The organism is Salinivirga sp. (genome assembly GCF_055145285.1).
The window spans coordinates 26214-45065 of the sequence record NZ_JBSRDC010000032.1 but is presented as its reverse complement, the minus strand read 5'-3'; the positions used below and the strand labels follow the sequence as shown (position 1 = coordinate 45065).

Here is an 18852-nt window from a genome sequence, read left to right as displayed (position 1 = left end):
AATCTTCAAATATTACTTCTCTAACACATATGTTTCAGGAAAGGATTACTGCATTTCTCATGTGCTATGGAAGTTTTAGGACCGTGACCGGGATAAACCTCAGTAGCTTCTGGTAATGTTAAAATTTTCGAAATTATACCCTTAATCAATGCAGCATGATTTCCATAAATAAGATCTGTACGGCCTATCGACTCATAAAAAAGTACATCGCCACTCAAAAGAATTCCTTCTTCGGCATTATAAAAAACGAGCGAACCTGGTGTATGTCCCGGCACATGAAACAATTGCAGCTTAAAGTTTCCTATACTTATATCTTCGCCTTCATCGATATATTTATCGATTGCTGGTGGTGGATTTTTAAGTTTAAATCCAATTTGATTCGCATAAGTTTCGGCGTTTTCGAGCAAAAACTCATCATTTTCGTGGGCCAAAATAGGAGCTTTATATATTTCCTTTAACCTATAATTACCCAACACATGGTCAATATGCAAATGCGTATTGATGATATACTTTACGGTTAATTCCTTATCTTCAATAAAATCCGCTAATTCATTATAGTCAGCGTCGTTGATGCATCCCATATCTACCATGGCACATTCGCCGGTTTCATCGTAAAGCAAATAACTATTCTCCTGCCAGGGATTAAATGTAAATTTTTTTACCTGCATGTTTTATAATACTTTATTAATTCTTTTGCTATTTATAAGCTTTATATAACCAACAGTTAATTGATATACAAAGTTTCAATACCTGATAATAATTTTTTCATCTTACGTACCAACAATCTATACAACTTTATCATATTCAAAACATAAGTTGACATATTTGTATTTTGAAAGATCAGAAGCTTAAATAGATTGCGTGTGATGTAACATGTTAAGGCGTGTTTTGTTGAAAAAATATAGTATCTGTGGTTTCTATATTACTTTGATTCAGGTCGCGATCATATACATAAAAACTTATTTTCATTGTATCATAAGGTAAAGTGCTGGTTGAAAATGACAAGTCAATATCTACATCAGCAATTAATATTTTGTTCTGGCCCTGCGGAACCAGATATGGTATATTAAAATAATTTATTGCAAGGTTATTCCACTGCTCAAAATTATTATTCTTATAGACCCATATATCAAAATAGAAATTATGTTGATAAATTCCGGTAAAAGGAGGTATGGTATCGCTTTCCAAAAGTCCCATATTACCATCGCCATCTTTTAGTTTAAAGGATAGGGTAATGCACTTATTTTCATTACCAAGATTATCTATACAATAAGATGCTTCATGAGTCTCAAAACGAACCTCAGGAATATTTGAAGGATTATCAACATTGATACATCCTGAAAACAAAAGCAAAATACTTAGTGCTTGCCCGAAAAGTCCAATTTTTACGTTACGCCCTCTCTGAAAACAGTCATCCCGAGAATCGGGACTCTTGATTTTTAGAAAGGGCAAACCTTGAACTTGAACTTTTCGAATCAAGCACTTGAAAAAAAGGGTGGTTTTCTTGCCGGCACTACTTATAATATGTGGTATTTTTAATTTCATTAATAGCACAAAATTAATAAATCCTTTAAGTTCTGAATGAACCCTGTATGATTATAATTGTTAGCAATGCTGAAAAGATAAGGATAACTCAATGGAGAAATTTAACATACCCGATAATAAAAAAGAGCGAATAGTGATTGCCGGGGTTGGCTTTGCCGGCTTAAAGCTGGCCAGAAAACTTGTAGGGTCAAAATATCAGGTAGTTTTGCTCGATAAAAGAAATTTCCATCAATTTCAACCACTTTTTTATCAAGTTGCTACAGCAGGTTTGGAGCCCAGTTCCATTTCATTCCCGGTTAGAAAACTATTTCAGAAAAAAAGCAACATTCACTATAGAAACACGAATCTAAAGTCTGTTGATACTGAAAAGAAAACGATTGAAACAAATTTCGGGACTTTAAAGTACGACAAGCTTGTACTTGCTATGGGTGCGTACACAAACTTCTTTGGCAATAAGCAAATTGAAAACAATGGCCTATCTATGAAAACTACTGCAGAAGCCATTTACCTGCGCAATCGTATTTTACAATCTTTCGAGCAGGCCATGTTCGAAGACGATATAACCAAGAAACATCAATTGCTTTCAATTGCCATTGTAGGAGGAGGTCCTACAGGGGTAGAACTTGCAGGTGCCATTGCTGAGATGCGCAACCACATACTTCCAAAAGATTATCCTGAAATTGATTTCAGTTTAATGAATGTTATGCTGTTTGAAGCCTCAGGTCGCTTACTGGCTAGCATGTCGAAAAACGCTGGTGAACGGGCTCTTTACTTTCTGCGAAAACTCGGAGTTGATGTGTATCTGAACAGCCAAATAGAGGGTTATGATAACGAGAAAGTATCATTGGCAGGTGGTAAAAGCTTCGAAACCAAGAATCTGATATGGACTGCAGGCATTCAGGGCAGAAAAATTAATGGAATAAATAAAAACGCGATTGGTGCCGGAAACCGAATAATTGTGGATCAATACCATCAGGTAAAAGCCCATAAAGACATCTACGCACTGGGAGACCTGGCAATAATGATCACTGAGAAATACCCTAAAGGACATCCACAAGTGGCGCAGGTAGCCATACAACAGTCATTAAACCTTGCCAAAAACTTATTAAACTCCAAACAGGCAACCCAATTTGAATATAAAGACAAAGGTTCAATGGCTACAATTGGCCGCAATATGGCTGTAGTAGACTTACCCTGGTGGAAATTCAGCGGTTTTTTTGCCTGGCTGGTTTGGATTTTCGTACATTTAATGGCTATAGTAGGCGTCAAGAACCGACTTTTTATTTTCATTAACTGGGCAAGCAGCTATTTCTCGCGTGATCAATCATTAAGAATATTGGTTAAGCCTATAAAAAATAACTTGGAAAAAAAGGGGTAAATTCATATATTTAGCGGGAATTAGATAGTTTGTGCAATATCTAAAAGCAAATCAGGAGGGCATTAATCAATGAAAAGGCTAATATTAGTAAGACACGGAAAGGCTGACCAACAACAAACAGGTAATGATTTCGAACGCAGCCTTATAAAAAAAGGAAAAAAAGATAGCAAGTTAATTGCTAATGTACTGATTAAAAACAACATAAAAGCTGATTTGCTTATTAGCTCAGATGCCTACCGGGCTTTTGAAACAGCAAAAATATTTGCAGAAGAGATGGAATATGACGTGAATCATATTATCAGAGAACATTTTCTTTACGAGGGCTATACTACAGGTCAATTAGTTGATTATATAGCTGAGCAGGATGACAATCTAAAGACCATCATCATATTCGGGCACAACCCCTTCATATCGCAAAGTTGTATTCGATTATCGAAAAACTTTCATCAAAGTTTCCCAACTGCCGGGTGCCTGGGCCTGAAATTCGATGTTGAGACCTGGCACCTTGAACCCGACAGTGGAGAAATTGACTTCTTTGAATTCCCGAAGAAATTCTTGTAAAGCAGTAATCGTAAATCTATAGCAAACCTTCTCGTTTTAGCAGAGGTTCAACCGATGGCTCTTTTCCCCTAAAAGCCTTATAAAGGTCCATAGGATGGGCCGTTCCGCCTTTTTTGAGGATATTATCTGCAAAACTCTGGGCTATGTCCCTGTTAAATATACCTTTTTCGCGAAAACGTTCAAATGCATCGGCATCGAGCACTTCAGCCCACTTGTAACCGTAATAACCTGCGGCATAGCCACCGCCAAAGATATGGCCAAACGCTGTGCAAAAGGCCGTACCATCTGCAGGGGGTAAAACATCTGCTTTGTTCATCACCGCGCGCTCAAATTTCACCACATCACCATCGAAAGGTTTATTAAGCGTATGCCAGGCCATATCAACCCATCCGAAACTTACCTGGCGGTCGTTGGCATAACCACTGTTGAAATTTTTGGCATTACGGATGCGTTCGATTAAATCATCGGGGATTTTCTCTCCGGTTTCATGATGAAGGGCCCATTTATCGAGCCACTCTTTTTCATAGGCCCAGTTCTCATGCATTTGAGAAGGCAGTTCTACAAAATCGCGATACACATTTGTACACGACAAACTTTCATAGGTCACATCGCTGAGCATGGCGTGCAAGGCATGTCCAAACTCATGCAAAAATGTTGTAACCTCATCAAAAGTAAGCAAGGCGGGGGTATCACTTGTGGGTTTGGTAAAATTGGTTACCAAAGAAACAAATGGCGCTTTATACGCATCATTAAAACGGGATTGTTCTCTAAAAGTGGTCATCCATGCACCCTGACCTTTTCCTTTACGCGGATGAAAATCGAGGTACAGTATGGCTTTAATATTTTTTCTCTTCGCTTCATAGACCTCATAAGCTTTTACATCTTTATGGTAGACAGGGATATCAGCATTGGGTTTAAAAGTAAGGCCGTAAAGCTGACCAGCCAGTTCGAACACTGCATTAATTACATTGTCCAAATTGAAATAAGGCTTTGTCATTTCATCCGTCAGGTTAAATTTCTTTTTACGAAGCTTTTCGGAATAATAACCCCAATCCCAACGTTGCAAGTCATCTTTGAGTCCATCTTCTTTGGCGAGCGCTTCAACAGCTTCTTTATCTTCCACGGCATGCGGGTGCCCTGCATCATAAAGCTGACCGAGTAAGTCGTTTACCCGTTTTACAGACAATGCCATTCTGTTCTCCAACACCATTGCTGCATAATTTTCGTATCCCAGCATTTTTGCCTTTTCGAGACGGAGGTTCACCATTTCTTTTATTATCTCCTTGTTATCGTACGCGTCTCCTTTGTGTCCTCTTGTGCTAAAAGCTATATACATTTCTTTTCGCAACTGCCGGTTATCAGCGTGCTGCATAAAAGGCACATAACTTGGATGATGCAAAGTAAAAACCCAACCTTTTTTATCTCGCTGTTCCGCTTCTTCATGTGCAGCTTTTTTTACATAATCGGGTAAGCCAGCCAAATCTTTCTCATCGGTTATGTGAAGCTCAAAAGCATTGGTTTCTGCCAATACATTTTCATTAAATTTGAGCGATAACTGCGACAATCTGCGTGTTATTTCTCTATAGCGCACCTTGTCTTGCTCCGGCAGGTCAGCTCCACCTTTCACAAAACCTTTATACGTATTGTCGAGCAGCATTTGCTGTTCATTGTTTAGGGCGGGCTTGCCATCATGAACAGATTTTACTTTTTCGAAGAGTTTTGTATTTAGATTTACCTCATTGGCAAAATTGGTAATCAAATCTGATAGTTCAGGTGCCAAAGATTGCATTTCGGTATTCGTTTCGGCTTCGTTGAGATTAAAAAAGATTCCGGCAACCTGCTCTATCAGTTCACCGCTTTGCTCCAGGGCTTCTATTGTATTTTTGAAATCGGGTTTGTCTTCATTTTCAACAATCACATTGACCTGTTGCCTGGCTTGTTCAATAGCTTTTTCCAAAGCGGGCTTGTAATGTGCTATTTCGATTTCTTGGAATGGTGGGGTTTGATAAGGTGTTTCGGGTTTATAAAAAAAAGGATTACTCATATATCTATAAATTCAATTAAGGTTCTTATATATTCAAAAAAGGTGCTGCGAAAAACGCAACACCTTTCTATGCTTTTTGTTTATGCAATTACCATGCAAACATGGGCCTATCGCTCATCATATTGTTCACTTCTTTGCGAACTTCGTTGATGATGTTTTCATCTTCGATATTCATGATGACACGGTCAATCAATTCCACAATCTTTGGCATATCCTGTTCTTTCAAACCACGAGTAGTGATGGCGGGAGTACCAACTCTCAAACCAGATGTTTGGAATGGTGAACGGCTATCGAAAGGCACCATATTTTTATTGATGGTGATATCGGCATTAACCAGTATGTTTTCTACCTGCTTACCGGTAATATCGGGTGCTTTTGTTCTAAGGTCTATTAGCATAGAGTGATTATCGGTACCACCAGAAATAACTTTATATCCGGCTTTCATGAATGCATCGGCCATTACAGCGGCATTATTTTTTACCTGTTCCTGGTAAGTTTTGTATTCAGGTCTTAAAGCTTCGCCAAAAGCAATGGCTTTGGCAGCAATGATGTGCTCCAATGGTCCTCCCTGAATACCCGGGAAAATAGCTGAATTAAGCAGGGCTGACATTTTTCGGACTACACCTTTTTTTGTTTTCTTTCCCCATGGATTCTCGAAATCTTCTCCCATAAGGATGATACCTCCACGCGGTCCGCGCAATGTTTTATGGGTGGTAGAAGTTACAATGTGGGCATATTTAACCGGGTTATCCAGTAGGCCAGCCGCAATAAGTCCGGCAGGGTGAGCCATATCTACTATAAAAATAGCTCCTATTTTATCGGCAATCTCTCGCATACGTTTGTAATTCCACTCGCGCGAATAGGCAGAAGCACCTCCAACAATCATTTTAGGTTTTTCAGCCAAAGCTACTTTTTCCATCTCATCATAATCAATCATACCATCTTCTTCGCGCACTTTGTATGAAATGGCATTGTAAAGTATACCTGAAGAATTTACGGGCGAACCGTGCGAAAGGTGTCCTCCATGTGATAAATCGAGTCCCATAAAGGTATCGCCGGGGTTAAGCACGGTCATAAACACGGCCATATTGGCTTGAGCACCGGAGTGAGGTTGCACATTAGCGTATTCGGCGCCATAAATTTCTTTAATGCGGTCAATAGCCAGTTGTTCGGTTTCGTCCACATGCTGACAACCGCCATAATAACGCTTCCCGGGGTAACCTTCGGCGTATTTATTGGTCATTACAGAGCCTGCGGCTTCCATAACCTGCTCACTAACAAAATTTTCTGAAGCAATAAGTTCAATACCGTTTTTCTGTCGTTGGTATTCTTTTTCAATAATATCAAATACCTGAGTATCTCTTTTCATAGTGTTGTGTTTTTTAGTTTGTTCTTTATATTAAACATTATTTTACGCCAATGACCTTACCAAGAATATAATTCTCGGGAACGAATCCAAATTCACGACTATCAAAGAACCTGTCGCGATTATCATCGAGCACAAAATAATAATCATTTTGTATGGTATAGGAATTGGATTTTTTGCCATCGATATACATTTCTCCTTCCCTACTAATTACATCATGTCCTTCAAATTTTTCTATGATGTTGCGATAAATATCATAATTACGATAATCGATTTGAATAACATCGCCTACTCTGGGTATTTTTAAAGGGCCAAAGTCATCTTCTGACCATGATCTATAGGGGCTTTTCGGGAAAATCCGGTTAGCTCCTCCCCTAACCTGTTTAATCATTCTGACATAATCTACCTTCGGATCTTTTCGCAATGAATCCCGCATTTTTTCTGTCAAAGGGACTTCATAAATCCCCAGACTGTCGATCACACTTTCTGCCTGGGTTATTCCATATTTACTCAGCAGTTTTTGTACATCAACGCCTTCATTAAACATGGCACGATAGCCAAGCTTTGTTGCTTGCGGAAAGGGTATTTTTTTATTATTAACAGACAGCGTTTTCCCTCTGATTTTAAGCATATCTCCCGGGCAACCTGCCACACGTGAGATCATTCTTTCTTTTTCATACATAGGGTTATCGAAATCTTCGGGATAGGCGTAATACACCACATCATTGGTTTCAATGGCACTTAGCCCCGGCATTTTCATACCTAAAAACCATGCGCCTACAGCTGCTTTATTGATCCAAACCAGCTCCCCTTTACTTAATGTAGCTTCCATGGTTTCATCATCGGTTCGGTGCCAGGTTAACACAAACTGAAATATAAAACCGACTATAAGAAGGCCAATCAGCGCAATGACAATTACTCTTTTCTTCATCAGTTAATCCTTTTATCTTTCAAAATTATATTAAAGTAAAAAGTCTGTCCCAGCGAATTTTCTGCAGTAGACTTTCGTCCTTATCTATTGACAACCAAATAAACAGGGGTTTACCAACAATATGATCTTCCGGTACAAATCCCCAATAACGGCTGTCTTGTGAGTTATGGCGACTATCTCCCATCATCCAGTAATAATTCTGTTGAAATGTATATGTTTCTGCGGGTTCACCATTAATGTAAATCGTACTGTCTTTTACTTCCAAATCATTGCCCTCGTATAGGTCAATTACGCGTTCATATTTTGGTAGTTCCCGTAGGGTTAACTCAACTGTTTCACCGGCAACAGGAATATGCAATGGCCCGTAAACATCTTCAGTCCAAGGGAATGCAGGGTCATGTGGAAATATATAATCAGATCCATCACCACGATGAATAACTTGCACAACCGAATCTACAATTTGGAAATTGCGCAGCTTACTTACCATTTTATCCGTCAACGGAAGAATATATTTGCCTGAAGTTATCTGAGACACCTGCATATCTTCGTTGGATACATCCATATTCTGAAGAATTTTGGGGTTAATACGTTCTCCATTGGTATAGATGTAGTATTTGTATTGCATATCTTCGAAATGCTTTTGTTTTTTACCATTTACGTACATCTGACCAGCCATAATCTTAATATCGTCACCCGGTATAGCTACGCAACGTTTAATATAATTCTCACGTTTGTCGACGGGCCGTACATGAATGGTAAAGTTTTCGTGAATGAGCTTTCGGGCCCTGTTTTCATAAAAACTGTAATGTTTAATAATCCCTTTCGTGCGGTCTGCACGCATCATAGCATTAGCTTCGCTACGAAGAATTTGGTAATAGCTCTGGTTCTGATGTTCTACAATAACTGTATCACCCTCAGGGAAATTAAAAACAACAATGTCATTTCGTTCAACCTCCTGAAGGCCGGGCATGCGCTCATAGTCCCACTGTACCCAATCTAAATATGATTTAGTTTTTGTGCTAAGTGGCATAGTATGATGCACAAAGGGGAACGAGATTGGTGTCATTGGTTTACGAGGCCCGTAATGAAATTTACTTACAAATAAGTAATCTCCAACCCTCATGGTCTTTTCCATTGAAGATGTTGGAATGACAAAGGCCTCAATAAAGAACATCCTGATAAACGATGCAGCAATAACGGCGAAAATAAGGGCATCGACCCATTCAATAATCTTTTTCTGTTTTTTAACGCCTTTTTTCTTCCAAAAGGCCCAATGTACCTTTTTGGAGATATAAATATCATAAATTACTGGTAATCCGAGTAACCAAAAATAGCTATCGAGCCATATTACCCATAGGATATAGGCTAATGCGGTTAGTAAAAATTTAAACCATTTGTTTGTCCAGAATTTCTTCATTATTGTGTAATTAATATTTCTGTATTTTATTCAATGTCAAGTACATCTTTCATGGTGAACACCCCTTTACGCGAATGCACAAACTGGGCAGCTATAACCGCACCAAGGGCAAAGCCCATACGGCTTTTGGCATGATGTGATATAGACAATGTATCCACTTCGGAATCATAAATCACTGCATGATCTCCAAATACCTCCCCTTCTCTGAAAGCGTATACCGGCAACAAACCGGTTTCGGCTTTATCAAGCACATAATCTTTGTAACGGTCAACCTGGTCTACTAATTGTGTTGCTAAATTCACTGCAGTACCACTGGGCCTGTCTTTTTTGTGAATATGATGGATCTCTTTTATAGAAGCCTGATATTGTGATTGGTTGTTCATGAGTTTTGCAAGTTTTTCATTCATCGCAAATAACATGTTTACACCCAAACTAAAATTAGGGGCATACAGGAAAGCGGTATTGTGCTCCTGACAGGCTTTTTCTGCTTTGTGCAATTTTTCATTCCATCCGGTAGTTCCGGTCACCACCGGAATACCACTTTTAAGACATTTCATTACATTGTTAAAACCAGCATCGGGATGCGTAAACTCTACGGCAACATCTACAGCATTTTTGTCTAGTTGGTCTAATTCTTCTGCATTGTGCTCGTCAATAATTTTCACCACTTCATGGTCACGTTCCCTGAATATTTCGTGAACAGCTTTTCCCATGCGGCCATATCCTATCAAAAGTACATTCATTGCAACTGGTTTGTGATTAAAAATACTTTAACCGTTTAAATAGAATCGGTTTGGTGTGCCAAAATTAGCATAAATCTGCCGATTTTGAATATAATTTAATAAAAGAAACCGGGCGGGTGAGGATTTGAAACTTATATAAATTTAGAAACGACCACTTAACGTTACATTAAATAACCTGCTTGTAAGATAATTGGGTACGGCATACTCAGTATTGTACACATCTCTCACCCAGGTATACGAAATTGTATTGTTGATGTCGAACAAATTAAAAACTTCAACTCCAATCCATAAATCTTTAAACCACTTTACTGGTCCGCGAGGATTCTTGTATGTGCGCTGCGACGATATCAGAGATTTTGACATTCCAATATCTACCCGCCGATAATCCGGCATTCGGGCTGTAGCTGCATATCGCGGTGAATTGGGTGGACCAAACGGTAGGCCTGAACCATATACAAGGTTGAGGTGCATTTTCCAGGTTGGGTTGCCCGGAAAGTAATCCTGAAAAAAGAGGTTTACCGTTACTGTTTGATCTGCCGGCCGGGGTATGTAACCCGGTTGCACAGTTGATGCATTACCGTCATTATCTTCAATTACATAGCTGTCGTTTTTAATATCTTCCCGGGTTTTCATTAAGCTGACAGATAACCAGGAATCAACGCCCTTTACAAACTCACCCGTAATCTTAAGGTCCAACCCTGTGGCGTATCCCTCCGCCTTGTTATCGCCTTCGTATATAATGCGGAGATTGTCAACAGTATAAGGTATCAGATTATTGAGTTTCTTGTAATACATTTCGGCCACAAACTTAAAAGGCCGGCGCCACGCCATAAAATTATAATCGGCTCCGCCAACAATATGGTAGGACTCCTGTGCTTTAATATTTTTATTTTTATTTCCATGCCGGTCAAAAACCTCTTTGTAAAACGGTGGTTGGTGATATGCACCTCCGGAAAGCCTGAAAAGCCAATCTTCTTCCCAATTTGGCTCAAAGGCTATAACCAAGCGAGGCGAAAAAACAAGTTGCTCATTGAAATCCCAGTATTGTGCCCGTACTCCTCCATTTATAAAAATATTTGCACTGTCGATTGTTTTTGACCATGTATCCTGAAAATAACCTGTAATGCGGTGAGAATAGATTGAATTTGTAAAGCGACGGGTTTCAAAAAGCGTTACAGTTGAATCTGTAAATTGCGAATAATTCATGCTATCCGGTGGCAGTGAATATCCGGCTGAATCGAGCATCATCCACTCATTAATTTCATCACTGATATCTTCTACCTGCCATTTGGCTCCCCATTGTATCTTATGTGCCCCTATTTTCCACGCTCCCTTGTGGCTAAAGTTGTAAACCAGGGCATCTAAATAATTGCGGGCATGATCTAAATAGGAGCCTACTGCCAGGCTGCCTACACTATCCCCAAATGAAGAAGATCCTAAATTACTGTCTATCTCATTGAGCCAGTACTCGCCCAGTATATCGAAAGTTTCTGACTCGCTACTAATGAAAGCAGATGCAGAAAAATTCAATTTGAGTTGTTCTGTGGGTTTATAATTCAACAGAAATGCCCCCTGGCTAGTAATGAACTTATCTACCTCCTGTCCTTCAAAATACACTTTCAGGCGCAATGAATTATTAACTAATCCAAAATCAGTCTCTCTGTCTGAAGGTTGAAATTGGTATGTATTATTGGAATAATTACCGATAAATCCTATTTCCAAATCTTCTGTTACATCGTAAGTGATGTATGTTTGCACATCGGAAAATGTTGGATCGTAATCACCACTGGTTTCTAATGTATTGAGAATATAACCCGATTTCTTGTACCGGAAGCTTGTAATATGCGTCAACCGATGATCTTTATTGCTACCGTGTAAGGTTATGGCACCTCCCATTAAGCTTCCTTTGAAAGATCCACCCCAGCTGGCCGGCTTTTTATATTGAATATCGAGTACAGACGACATTTTATCGCCATATTCAGCCTCAAAGCCACCTGCAGAAAAAGACAGGTTAGCAACCATATCAGGATTGAGAAAGCTAAAACCTTCCTGCTGGCCAGATCTGACCAAAAAAGGCTTATAAATTTCCACGCCGTTTACATAAATCAAATTTTCATCGTAGTTACCTCCACGCACAGAATATTGATTACTTAATTCATTGTTGGAAGAAACACCCGGCATGGTTTTAATAATTCCTTCGACGGATCCTGTCAACTCCGGCAATTGTTCGATAGTTCGTGGATCCAGGTAGTAGGTTGTGGAGTATCTCTTACGTTCTTCAGCTATCTCAATTTCGGCAAGCTTTTCAGAGGTCATTTCCAGTTGCATATCCACGCGCTCCCGCTCACCCGGTTCAAGATTAACGGTAATTGTTTCACGTTTAAAACCAACACGCGTAAATGCGATGCGTACTTCTTCATTGGCCGGAATAATTATGCGGTATTTACCGTTAAACGCTGAGGAAGTGCCGGCTTGCGTACTTTCCACTACAATATTCACTAATTCAATCGGGTAATTGTCAATATCAGTAACCCGGCCGGTAACCGAGGCAGTGCTTTGACTTTTAGCCATCAATGATACAGTCAGTAGTAGAAATATAAGTGAACACTTCATATAATAATGGTTGGACTTTGCAGGTAAAATTGCCGGCACAAAAATAGCATTTCGACTGGCAAAATAAATGTATTCAGCCTTAATAAACATTTATCAAGCCAAAATATTTTACAAACAGGTCTATTTTTTGTGCACTGCTTCAATACGACAGGCAGCCTGGTCGGTGGCAGCATTCACCATTTCGCATTTCACATGCGTACCGTCTTCCTTATCTTCTATATTATAATAAATATTGACTTTAAAACTCAAACGCACTTCATGCAAATAATTCACTACTAAACTTGTAACTGGATTTAATGCCAATCCATTGGGAAGATAATCCAAATACCATTGCAAATAACTGACATTATTCACATGGTGATTTAAGTCAATACTGGAAAATTTCACCTCGTGCATAAAAACATGCTCAGCCTTTCCCTCTACTCCCTTTATTTTGGGTATGGGCTCATTTACCATGCAGCGGGTCTTTAGTTTATATGCATTTTTGATAAATGATTCTACCGGTTCAATTTTTTTGGTATCGAGATTAATAACAAGCCATGCTGTATTTACTACTGCAAAAATTTCATCGTTTGCCTTAAAATGAAAATCACGGTAAGAGAACATCCGGTCGGTGTCCTTAACCCATGTTTCTGCTTCGATAGGCGAACCAAGTTTTGGACTTTCAAAATAGCTAAACCGTGCACGCGCCAGCATCCATGTATGATTTGTTTTGATCATGTCGCGATAGCCGACTTTAAGCCGGCGGGCATGTTCTGCAGCGTTTTCCTGCACGTGATTGGCTAAGGCAGCCATTGATAAACGCCCTGAAGCATCAATTTCGTAATGTTTGATTATATGTTCGCTAAAATACAGTGGTAGTACATCCATAAGGTTGAGATTTAATGCTATGCAAAGGTAATAAAGGTTTCGGAATGAATGTTATTCAACAAAAGATTATGTACTAGCTTAACCTGGCTTTTTTGATGCAAATCTATTTTAAACTTTTCAAATAGAATTGTATAAAAAAAAGATTGCCTCAGAAGTAAATTAAACATTATAAAACAACAGTTTAATTCCTTCTAAGACACTCTTGCTTTACTCAAACTTATAACATGTTTATTTTCAGGTTCTACTTTTAGAAACCTTCAAATTCGTAAAGTTTTCCTTTTTTAGGTCCATCGGCATACTCAAGTACAAACTGCTGACTTGCCCCATAATGACTGCTCCATAGATGTATTGCAGCACCATTATCATGAATTTTACCACCTTTTACGTCAACTGCTTTATAGCCTTTTGAAAATAATACAAATGTATTTCGACTTGTTGGCTTCATGGCAAACTTTTGTGAATCACCGCCATGAGCATCCCAAAGGTGAAGCGGGGCTCCATTATTTTTGACTTTACCTCCTTTAACATCTACATGTCTGCCGCCGTTCTGAACCTGCATATTTATCCAGGAATGGTCTCCCGTAGGTTTGAACTTGAATTTACGATCTCCACCATTATTCAAACTCCATAACTTGAATCGTTTCCCTTTTTTATTGGTTGCGGCACCATCTCCGCCAAGGTCCCAATATTTATTTGAGTAAGCCGGACGGATAAAAAATGCCTGGTTTTTAGGCGGCTTGGCCCAGTACGAACCGACTGATTCCAGTTTCCATTTCTGATTGTCTCCATTATGGCCCCTCCACTGATGCACGGCGTCACCTTTATTATTGACACTGCCTCCTGAGGCATCCACAGATTTTCCACTATGTGCAATCCTGATTTTGTAAACTCTTGGGGCACCGGCATAGATGAATTCAAATAGCTGGTTTGTACCCTTATTATAATCCCATAAAACAATATTGGCTCCATTATCATTTGACCTTCCGGAGACATCAAACACATAATTGCTATGCATAGGTTGGAAAGTATACAACCTACCGGCTCTTCTTTTCTTGATCTCAATGGTTCTGTCCGGGTGGTGATCTAAAGTCCATAATTGAACCTCAGCCCCTTTGCCCTTCGCATTTTTACCGCCTCCGGGCATATCGATATACAAATTCTTACCTGCCAGGGTACGTAGGCGGTATTTGCCATTTTGTGGAGGAGCCATTTCACTGGTATAAGCCTTTTTAAAATACCACATCTGGTTTTCAGCTTTGGTAGGCCTTTCCTGGGTAACCCGTCTCCCGGCTGTTAAAAAATGGCCATCTTTCGTTTCAATAAAATAAGTATTGCTTCTGCCGGGAACTTCAATCATTTTGAATCTTTGAGCAGCCGTGTTGTTTTGATGCCAAAGTTGCATATGAACGCCCGTTTTACCTGACCCGCCTGTAACATCAACCACATAATTAGAATGTTGTGGCTGAAACATCACCACTCCGTCGTTATCATTATCGATCACTTTAATGAACCGGTCAGCGCCATTATCATCTTTATACGTACTAAGTTTTCCACCTCTGGTGTGGGCACTGTAATGGTACCCCGGAATATCCCATGAAACACCTTTGTCAGAAACAGGATAAACTCTATACACATTGTATTTTTCACTGGATTTATCCAGGTCGGTCATCATATGCTTCCAGAGCTTTAGTCGTAGTGCTTTATGTGAACGATGTTTTTGGTCTACCAGCTTTTTATACTTATCACATTTACATTTATAACCTTTACAAGTGCCATCTTTTCTCACGCTACTCCATCGCCTGTCAATAGTTTGTGCAAGTTTTTTCCATTCCTCCCAAACAAGATCTTTTCTAAGTTTCTTTGTTTCGCTTAAATCACCACCTCTAACTTTAACTAATTTGGGGTATACTTCAGAATAAAACTCCCAAACGGCAAGGTTTGATCCATCCCATACAGGATTTGCCAATCCATTGGCTAGTTTTGGAATACACTCATTTTTACATTTATCCCAGGAATGAGGCAGATGAGCTACATCATCACTGTACTCCCCTGCAAAATCCCTGACACCATTGACAATACCTATAGCTTTTTTACCTGCATCTCCGGCAATATGAGCCACCTGACCAGCTATCTTCACTATTTCGCTTTGTTCCATTATTTTATCTATAATGGCATTTATAATGGCATCAGGATCTAAAGAAGCCTGCATGTCAAATTTGTGGGTCTTTTCAAATACCTCAAATTCTACATGTGTTTTGCCTGTCATTTTCAGGTCCATGCCTGCCTCAAGGTGTGCATGCACCTTACGAAGCTGAAATGTCTTCAGAACTCTATCCATAACCGGGGCAAGCGGTTTAACTTTTCTAATTTCATTCATCAGGGCTTGTTTCAGGTCAGCGTCAAGCTTATAATCCAGGTAAAACCCTTCTTCCCAATTGACAAAATAATCAATATCGGCTTGAACAGCCCCCAGTAAATCTGCTCTGCCTTTTATTGCAAAGCCCTGCTCTATTTCTATTTCCCCTATTTCTCCGCCATTTGGAGAAAATAATATCTCAACATCTTTTATATATACATTATCTGGAAATACATCGGGTACATTCAAGCCAAAGCCATCGCGCAGAACGGTTGTGAAATCATTCATAGTCATTTTTTCGCGCGTAGCTCTAAGTGCAATCTGACCATTGGCTGGTGAAATGCTCATCATTGCACCAAACTCAAGACTAAAAAAATTTGCGTTTTCTATTGCAAACCCGAGGGTCGTGGGTGATGGTGAACCTGGTATCCAACCCAATGACACTGCCGTATTTGTAAATGAAATTGAATTCTTTTTCAGGTGTTTGTCGAGTGCAAATGGGTCGGCCCAGGTATCCATCATTGAACCGCTACCTGTTATTTCCTGGTTACGTAGATTGTAGGCGAGTTCAAATTTAGTTTTTAAAGCAGGATCCCATTTAGTTGGTTTCATGCGCAATTCTGTAATTACGCTAATATTCGCGCCACCCTGTCCGGCTCCGGCAAGCATTGAAAACTTTTCCAAATGCAATTCTGTTCCAGCAGATGGTACAACCTCTATTTTCACAGGCTCATGCGAAAAATCCAAAATGCTTTCAAGTGCAAAACTTGATTTGGAAATTTTACTATTAATAGTCACGTAAGGAGCTTTAATATTAAAGAAATCGAACAGAACTTTCAGATTCTTCTCTGTATCAGCCTTTGATCCTATAAATAATCCGGCTGGAGATACCTTTAATCTAATATCCTTTAATCCCATGTTCGACATAACTTCATAACCCGGAAATTTCTTTAATTGGTCAACTGTAACAGATGTTTCGAGATCGAAAGGATTTAATGTTCCTTTGAAATCAAAAGTCCCATAATTATGCAGGGTGATTTGATAGTTATCACCACTTTTAGTTACAGGTAAAGTTCCGAATCCGGGAATGTCAACTTGATTTTGTGCATGTAAAATGGACATTGTGAATCCCAGTAATACAAATAGAATAAAAGATTTAATGCGCATGATGATTACGTTTTGTTTTATAATTAGTTGCCAAAAACACTAAAAATGAAATAGAATTTACTTTTTCTCAGAAACAGCTATTTTTACTTTTATCTGGGTATGCTCATAAAGATTAACAGGGTGGATTAATACCGTTTAGTTTTGCAACAAAGAGAACTAGGCTGATTGAAAATCAGAAAATAACAAGCGTAGACTAAATAAGTTCAATTCAATTAACAAAAGCATTTGTATGAAATGCAGATGACAGAAAAATGCAGGTTTTTAGACCAGAATAAAAATACGCTACATATGGGTTTATTCTATAAAAACATTACATTTACCATACAAATGGATAACTCATAAAACAACTGTTTTGCAAGATAAAAGCCTTAATCAGCTCAAAAGTAAGCATCAGCTATACCTGATCGCAATTGCCATGATTGTGGCCCTTGGAGGTTTCTTGTTTGGTTATGATACCGGCGTAATCAATGGGGCTCAGTATTATTTCAGCAAATATTTCGAATTAAGTGCCGCCATGAAAGGATGGGTTGTTGGCAGCGCGCTGCTGGGTTGTTTCGCCGGAGCCATTATAGCGGGTCCATTAAGCAAAAAAACCGGCCGCAAACACTCGCTGATTATAGCAGCATCATTTTTCACATTATCGGCCTGGGGGTCGGGTCTACCCGCTTTCCTGCCCGAATCTGTGTCGTTACTTGTTGTATTCAGATTAATTGGAGGCATTGGAATTGGTTTAGCCTCAATGAATGCCCCTACTTACATAGCAGAAATTTCGCCTGCCGGCACAAGAGGTAAAATGGTTACCTTTTACCAAATGGCCATCGTAATTGGTTTTTTTATTGTATTTCTGGCCACCTACTTTATTGGCAGCGCAAAAGGCCAAACTTACAATATAAACGAAGGCTGGCGCTGGATGTTTTGGTCGGAGGTAATTCCCTCTGTATTGTTTTTATTGCTTTTGTTTTTTGTACCTAAAAGTCCGCGCTGGCTCATGCTAAAAGGTAAAAAAGAAGAAGCTGAAAAGGTACTGGGTAAAGTATTGGGCGAAGCTGCTGTTGCCAAAGAATTGAAAGAAATACGTGAGTCCATAAAAGAAGAAGAAGGCATACCATTTAAGGCAATTTTCAAAAGAAGCATTTTACCCATCATTCTCATTGGCTCGGTAATATCGGGCTTGCAACAATTCACAGGAATCAATGCTGTATTGTACTATGGCGCCGACATTTTTGAAAAAGCCCTTGGGTTTGGACAAGACGATGTATTGGCACAACAAATACTTTTGGCCGGCGTTAATGTAGCTTTTACATTCCTGGCCATGTTCACCGTAGATGGCTGGGGCCGGAAACCATTAATATTTGCCGGTTCAGCAGGAATGCTCACGGGTTTTTTAATGCTTGGCATAACGCTAATGACCGGCAATGTGGGAATTATTTCACTTATAGGAATCCTGGTTTTTATAGGATCTTTTGCCATGTCGATGGGTCCGATTGTATGGGTAATGCTATCGGAAATGTTTCCAAACTCAATACGTAGCATAGCTATGTCTATTGCCGTTGCAGTTCAATGGGCCTCAAATTACCTGGTTTCGCAAACTTTCCCAATGGTTGTTGAAAGTAAAGCCAATACAGAAGGATTTTGGGATGGTTCACTCCCCTATTTCCTGTTTATAACTTTCATATTAATCATCATATGGTTTACATGGAAATTTATACCAGAAACTAAAGGCCGTTCACTGGAAAAAATTGAGAAAATATGGGAGAAAAAATACGGCAGAATATAAAATAACCCTTGCATTCTTTTTTAGCTGAGCATAGCGTCTAAGGCAACAAAATATTGTTATTTATGTTGACGATATTGAGCGCAT

At 39.3% G+C, this 18852-nt stretch carries 13 protein-coding genes; 3 read left to right on the top strand and 10 right to left on the bottom strand.

The genetic code is table 11. The annotated features are described in order from the left end of the window. Nucleotides 1-20: 20 nt before the first annotated feature. Both ACTB0Y_RS06915 and ACTB0Y_RS06910 read right to left on the bottom strand, forming a co-directional pair. Nucleotides 21-668, bottom strand: coding sequence for an MBL fold metallo-hydrolase (locus tag ACTB0Y_RS06915; RefSeq protein ID WP_463206084.1), 648 nt, complete (start codon nucleotides 666-668; stop codon nucleotides 21-23). A 208-nt stretch (nucleotides 669-876) separates the two neighbouring features. Beyond that, nucleotides 877-1545, bottom strand: a complete 669-nt coding sequence (locus tag ACTB0Y_RS06910; RefSeq protein ID WP_463206083.1) for a hypothetical protein — start codon at nucleotides 1543-1545, stop codon at nucleotides 877-879. 91 nt (nucleotides 1546-1636) lie between these two features. Between ACTB0Y_RS06910 and ACTB0Y_RS06905 the strand changes: the two genes are divergently transcribed. Continuing rightward, nucleotides 1637-2923, top strand: coding sequence for an NAD(P)/FAD-dependent oxidoreductase (locus ACTB0Y_RS06905; RefSeq protein WP_463206082.1), 1287 nt, complete (start codon nucleotides 1637-1639; stop codon nucleotides 2921-2923). 69 nt (nucleotides 2924-2992) lie between these two features. Next, complete coding sequence (locus tag ACTB0Y_RS06900) at nucleotides 2993-3484, top strand: SixA phosphatase family protein (protein WP_463206081.1); 492 nt, start codon at nucleotides 2993-2995, stop codon at nucleotides 3482-3484. A gap of 16 nt (nucleotides 3485-3500) precedes the next feature. Here ACTB0Y_RS06900 and ACTB0Y_RS06895 read toward each other — a convergent pair whose 3' ends face one another. The 8 genes from ACTB0Y_RS06895 to ACTB0Y_RS06860 all read right to left on the bottom strand — a co-directional run bounded on the left by ACTB0Y_RS06895 (nucleotide 3501) and on the right by ACTB0Y_RS06860 (nucleotide 16991). Then, nucleotides 3501-5528, bottom strand: a complete 2028-nt coding sequence (locus ACTB0Y_RS06895; protein WP_463206080.1) for a M3 family metallopeptidase — start codon at nucleotides 5526-5528, stop codon at nucleotides 3501-3503. 88 nt (nucleotides 5529-5616) lie between these two features. Beyond that, nucleotides 5617-6897, bottom strand: a complete 1281-nt coding sequence (gene glyA / locus ACTB0Y_RS06890; RefSeq protein ID WP_463206079.1) for a serine hydroxymethyltransferase — start codon at nucleotides 6895-6897, stop codon at nucleotides 5617-5619. 37 nt (nucleotides 6898-6934) lie between these two features. Continuing rightward, nucleotides 6935-7825, bottom strand: a complete 891-nt coding sequence (gene lepB, locus ACTB0Y_RS06885; protein WP_463206078.1) for a signal peptidase I — start codon at nucleotides 7823-7825, stop codon at nucleotides 6935-6937. A 25-nt stretch (nucleotides 7826-7850) separates the two neighbouring features. Further along, nucleotides 7851-9242, bottom strand: a complete 1392-nt coding sequence (locus tag ACTB0Y_RS06880; protein ID WP_463206077.1) for a S26 family signal peptidase — start codon at nucleotides 9240-9242, stop codon at nucleotides 7851-7853. 26 nt (nucleotides 9243-9268) lie between these two features. Beyond that, nucleotides 9269-9985, bottom strand: a complete 717-nt coding sequence (gene dapB / locus ACTB0Y_RS06875) for a 4-hydroxy-tetrahydrodipicolinate reductase (RefSeq protein ID WP_463206076.1) — start codon at nucleotides 9983-9985, stop codon at nucleotides 9269-9271. 141 nt (nucleotides 9986-10126) lie between these two features. Then, complete coding sequence (locus tag ACTB0Y_RS06870) at nucleotides 10127-12598, bottom strand: TonB-dependent receptor (protein ID WP_463206075.1); 2472 nt, start codon at nucleotides 12596-12598, stop codon at nucleotides 10127-10129. A 120-nt stretch (nucleotides 12599-12718) separates the two neighbouring features. Continuing rightward, entirely contained in the window at nucleotides 12719-13468 is a 750-nt protein-coding gene (locus ACTB0Y_RS06865) for an acyl-[acyl-carrier-protein] thioesterase (RefSeq protein WP_463206074.1), read from the bottom strand. Between the two features lie 247 nt (nucleotides 13469-13715). Further along, complete coding sequence (locus ACTB0Y_RS06860) at nucleotides 13716-16991, bottom strand: RICIN domain-containing protein (protein WP_463206073.1); 3276 nt, start codon at nucleotides 16989-16991, stop codon at nucleotides 13716-13718. Nucleotides 16992-17343: 352 nt separating this feature from the next. Between ACTB0Y_RS06860 and ACTB0Y_RS06855 the strand changes: the two genes are divergently transcribed. Next, on the top strand, nucleotides 17344-18768 hold the full coding sequence (locus ACTB0Y_RS06855; RefSeq protein ID WP_463206072.1) for a sugar porter family MFS transporter: 1425 nt from the start codon (nucleotides 17344-17346) through the stop codon (nucleotides 18766-18768). Nucleotides 18769-18852: the final 84 nt, after the last annotated feature.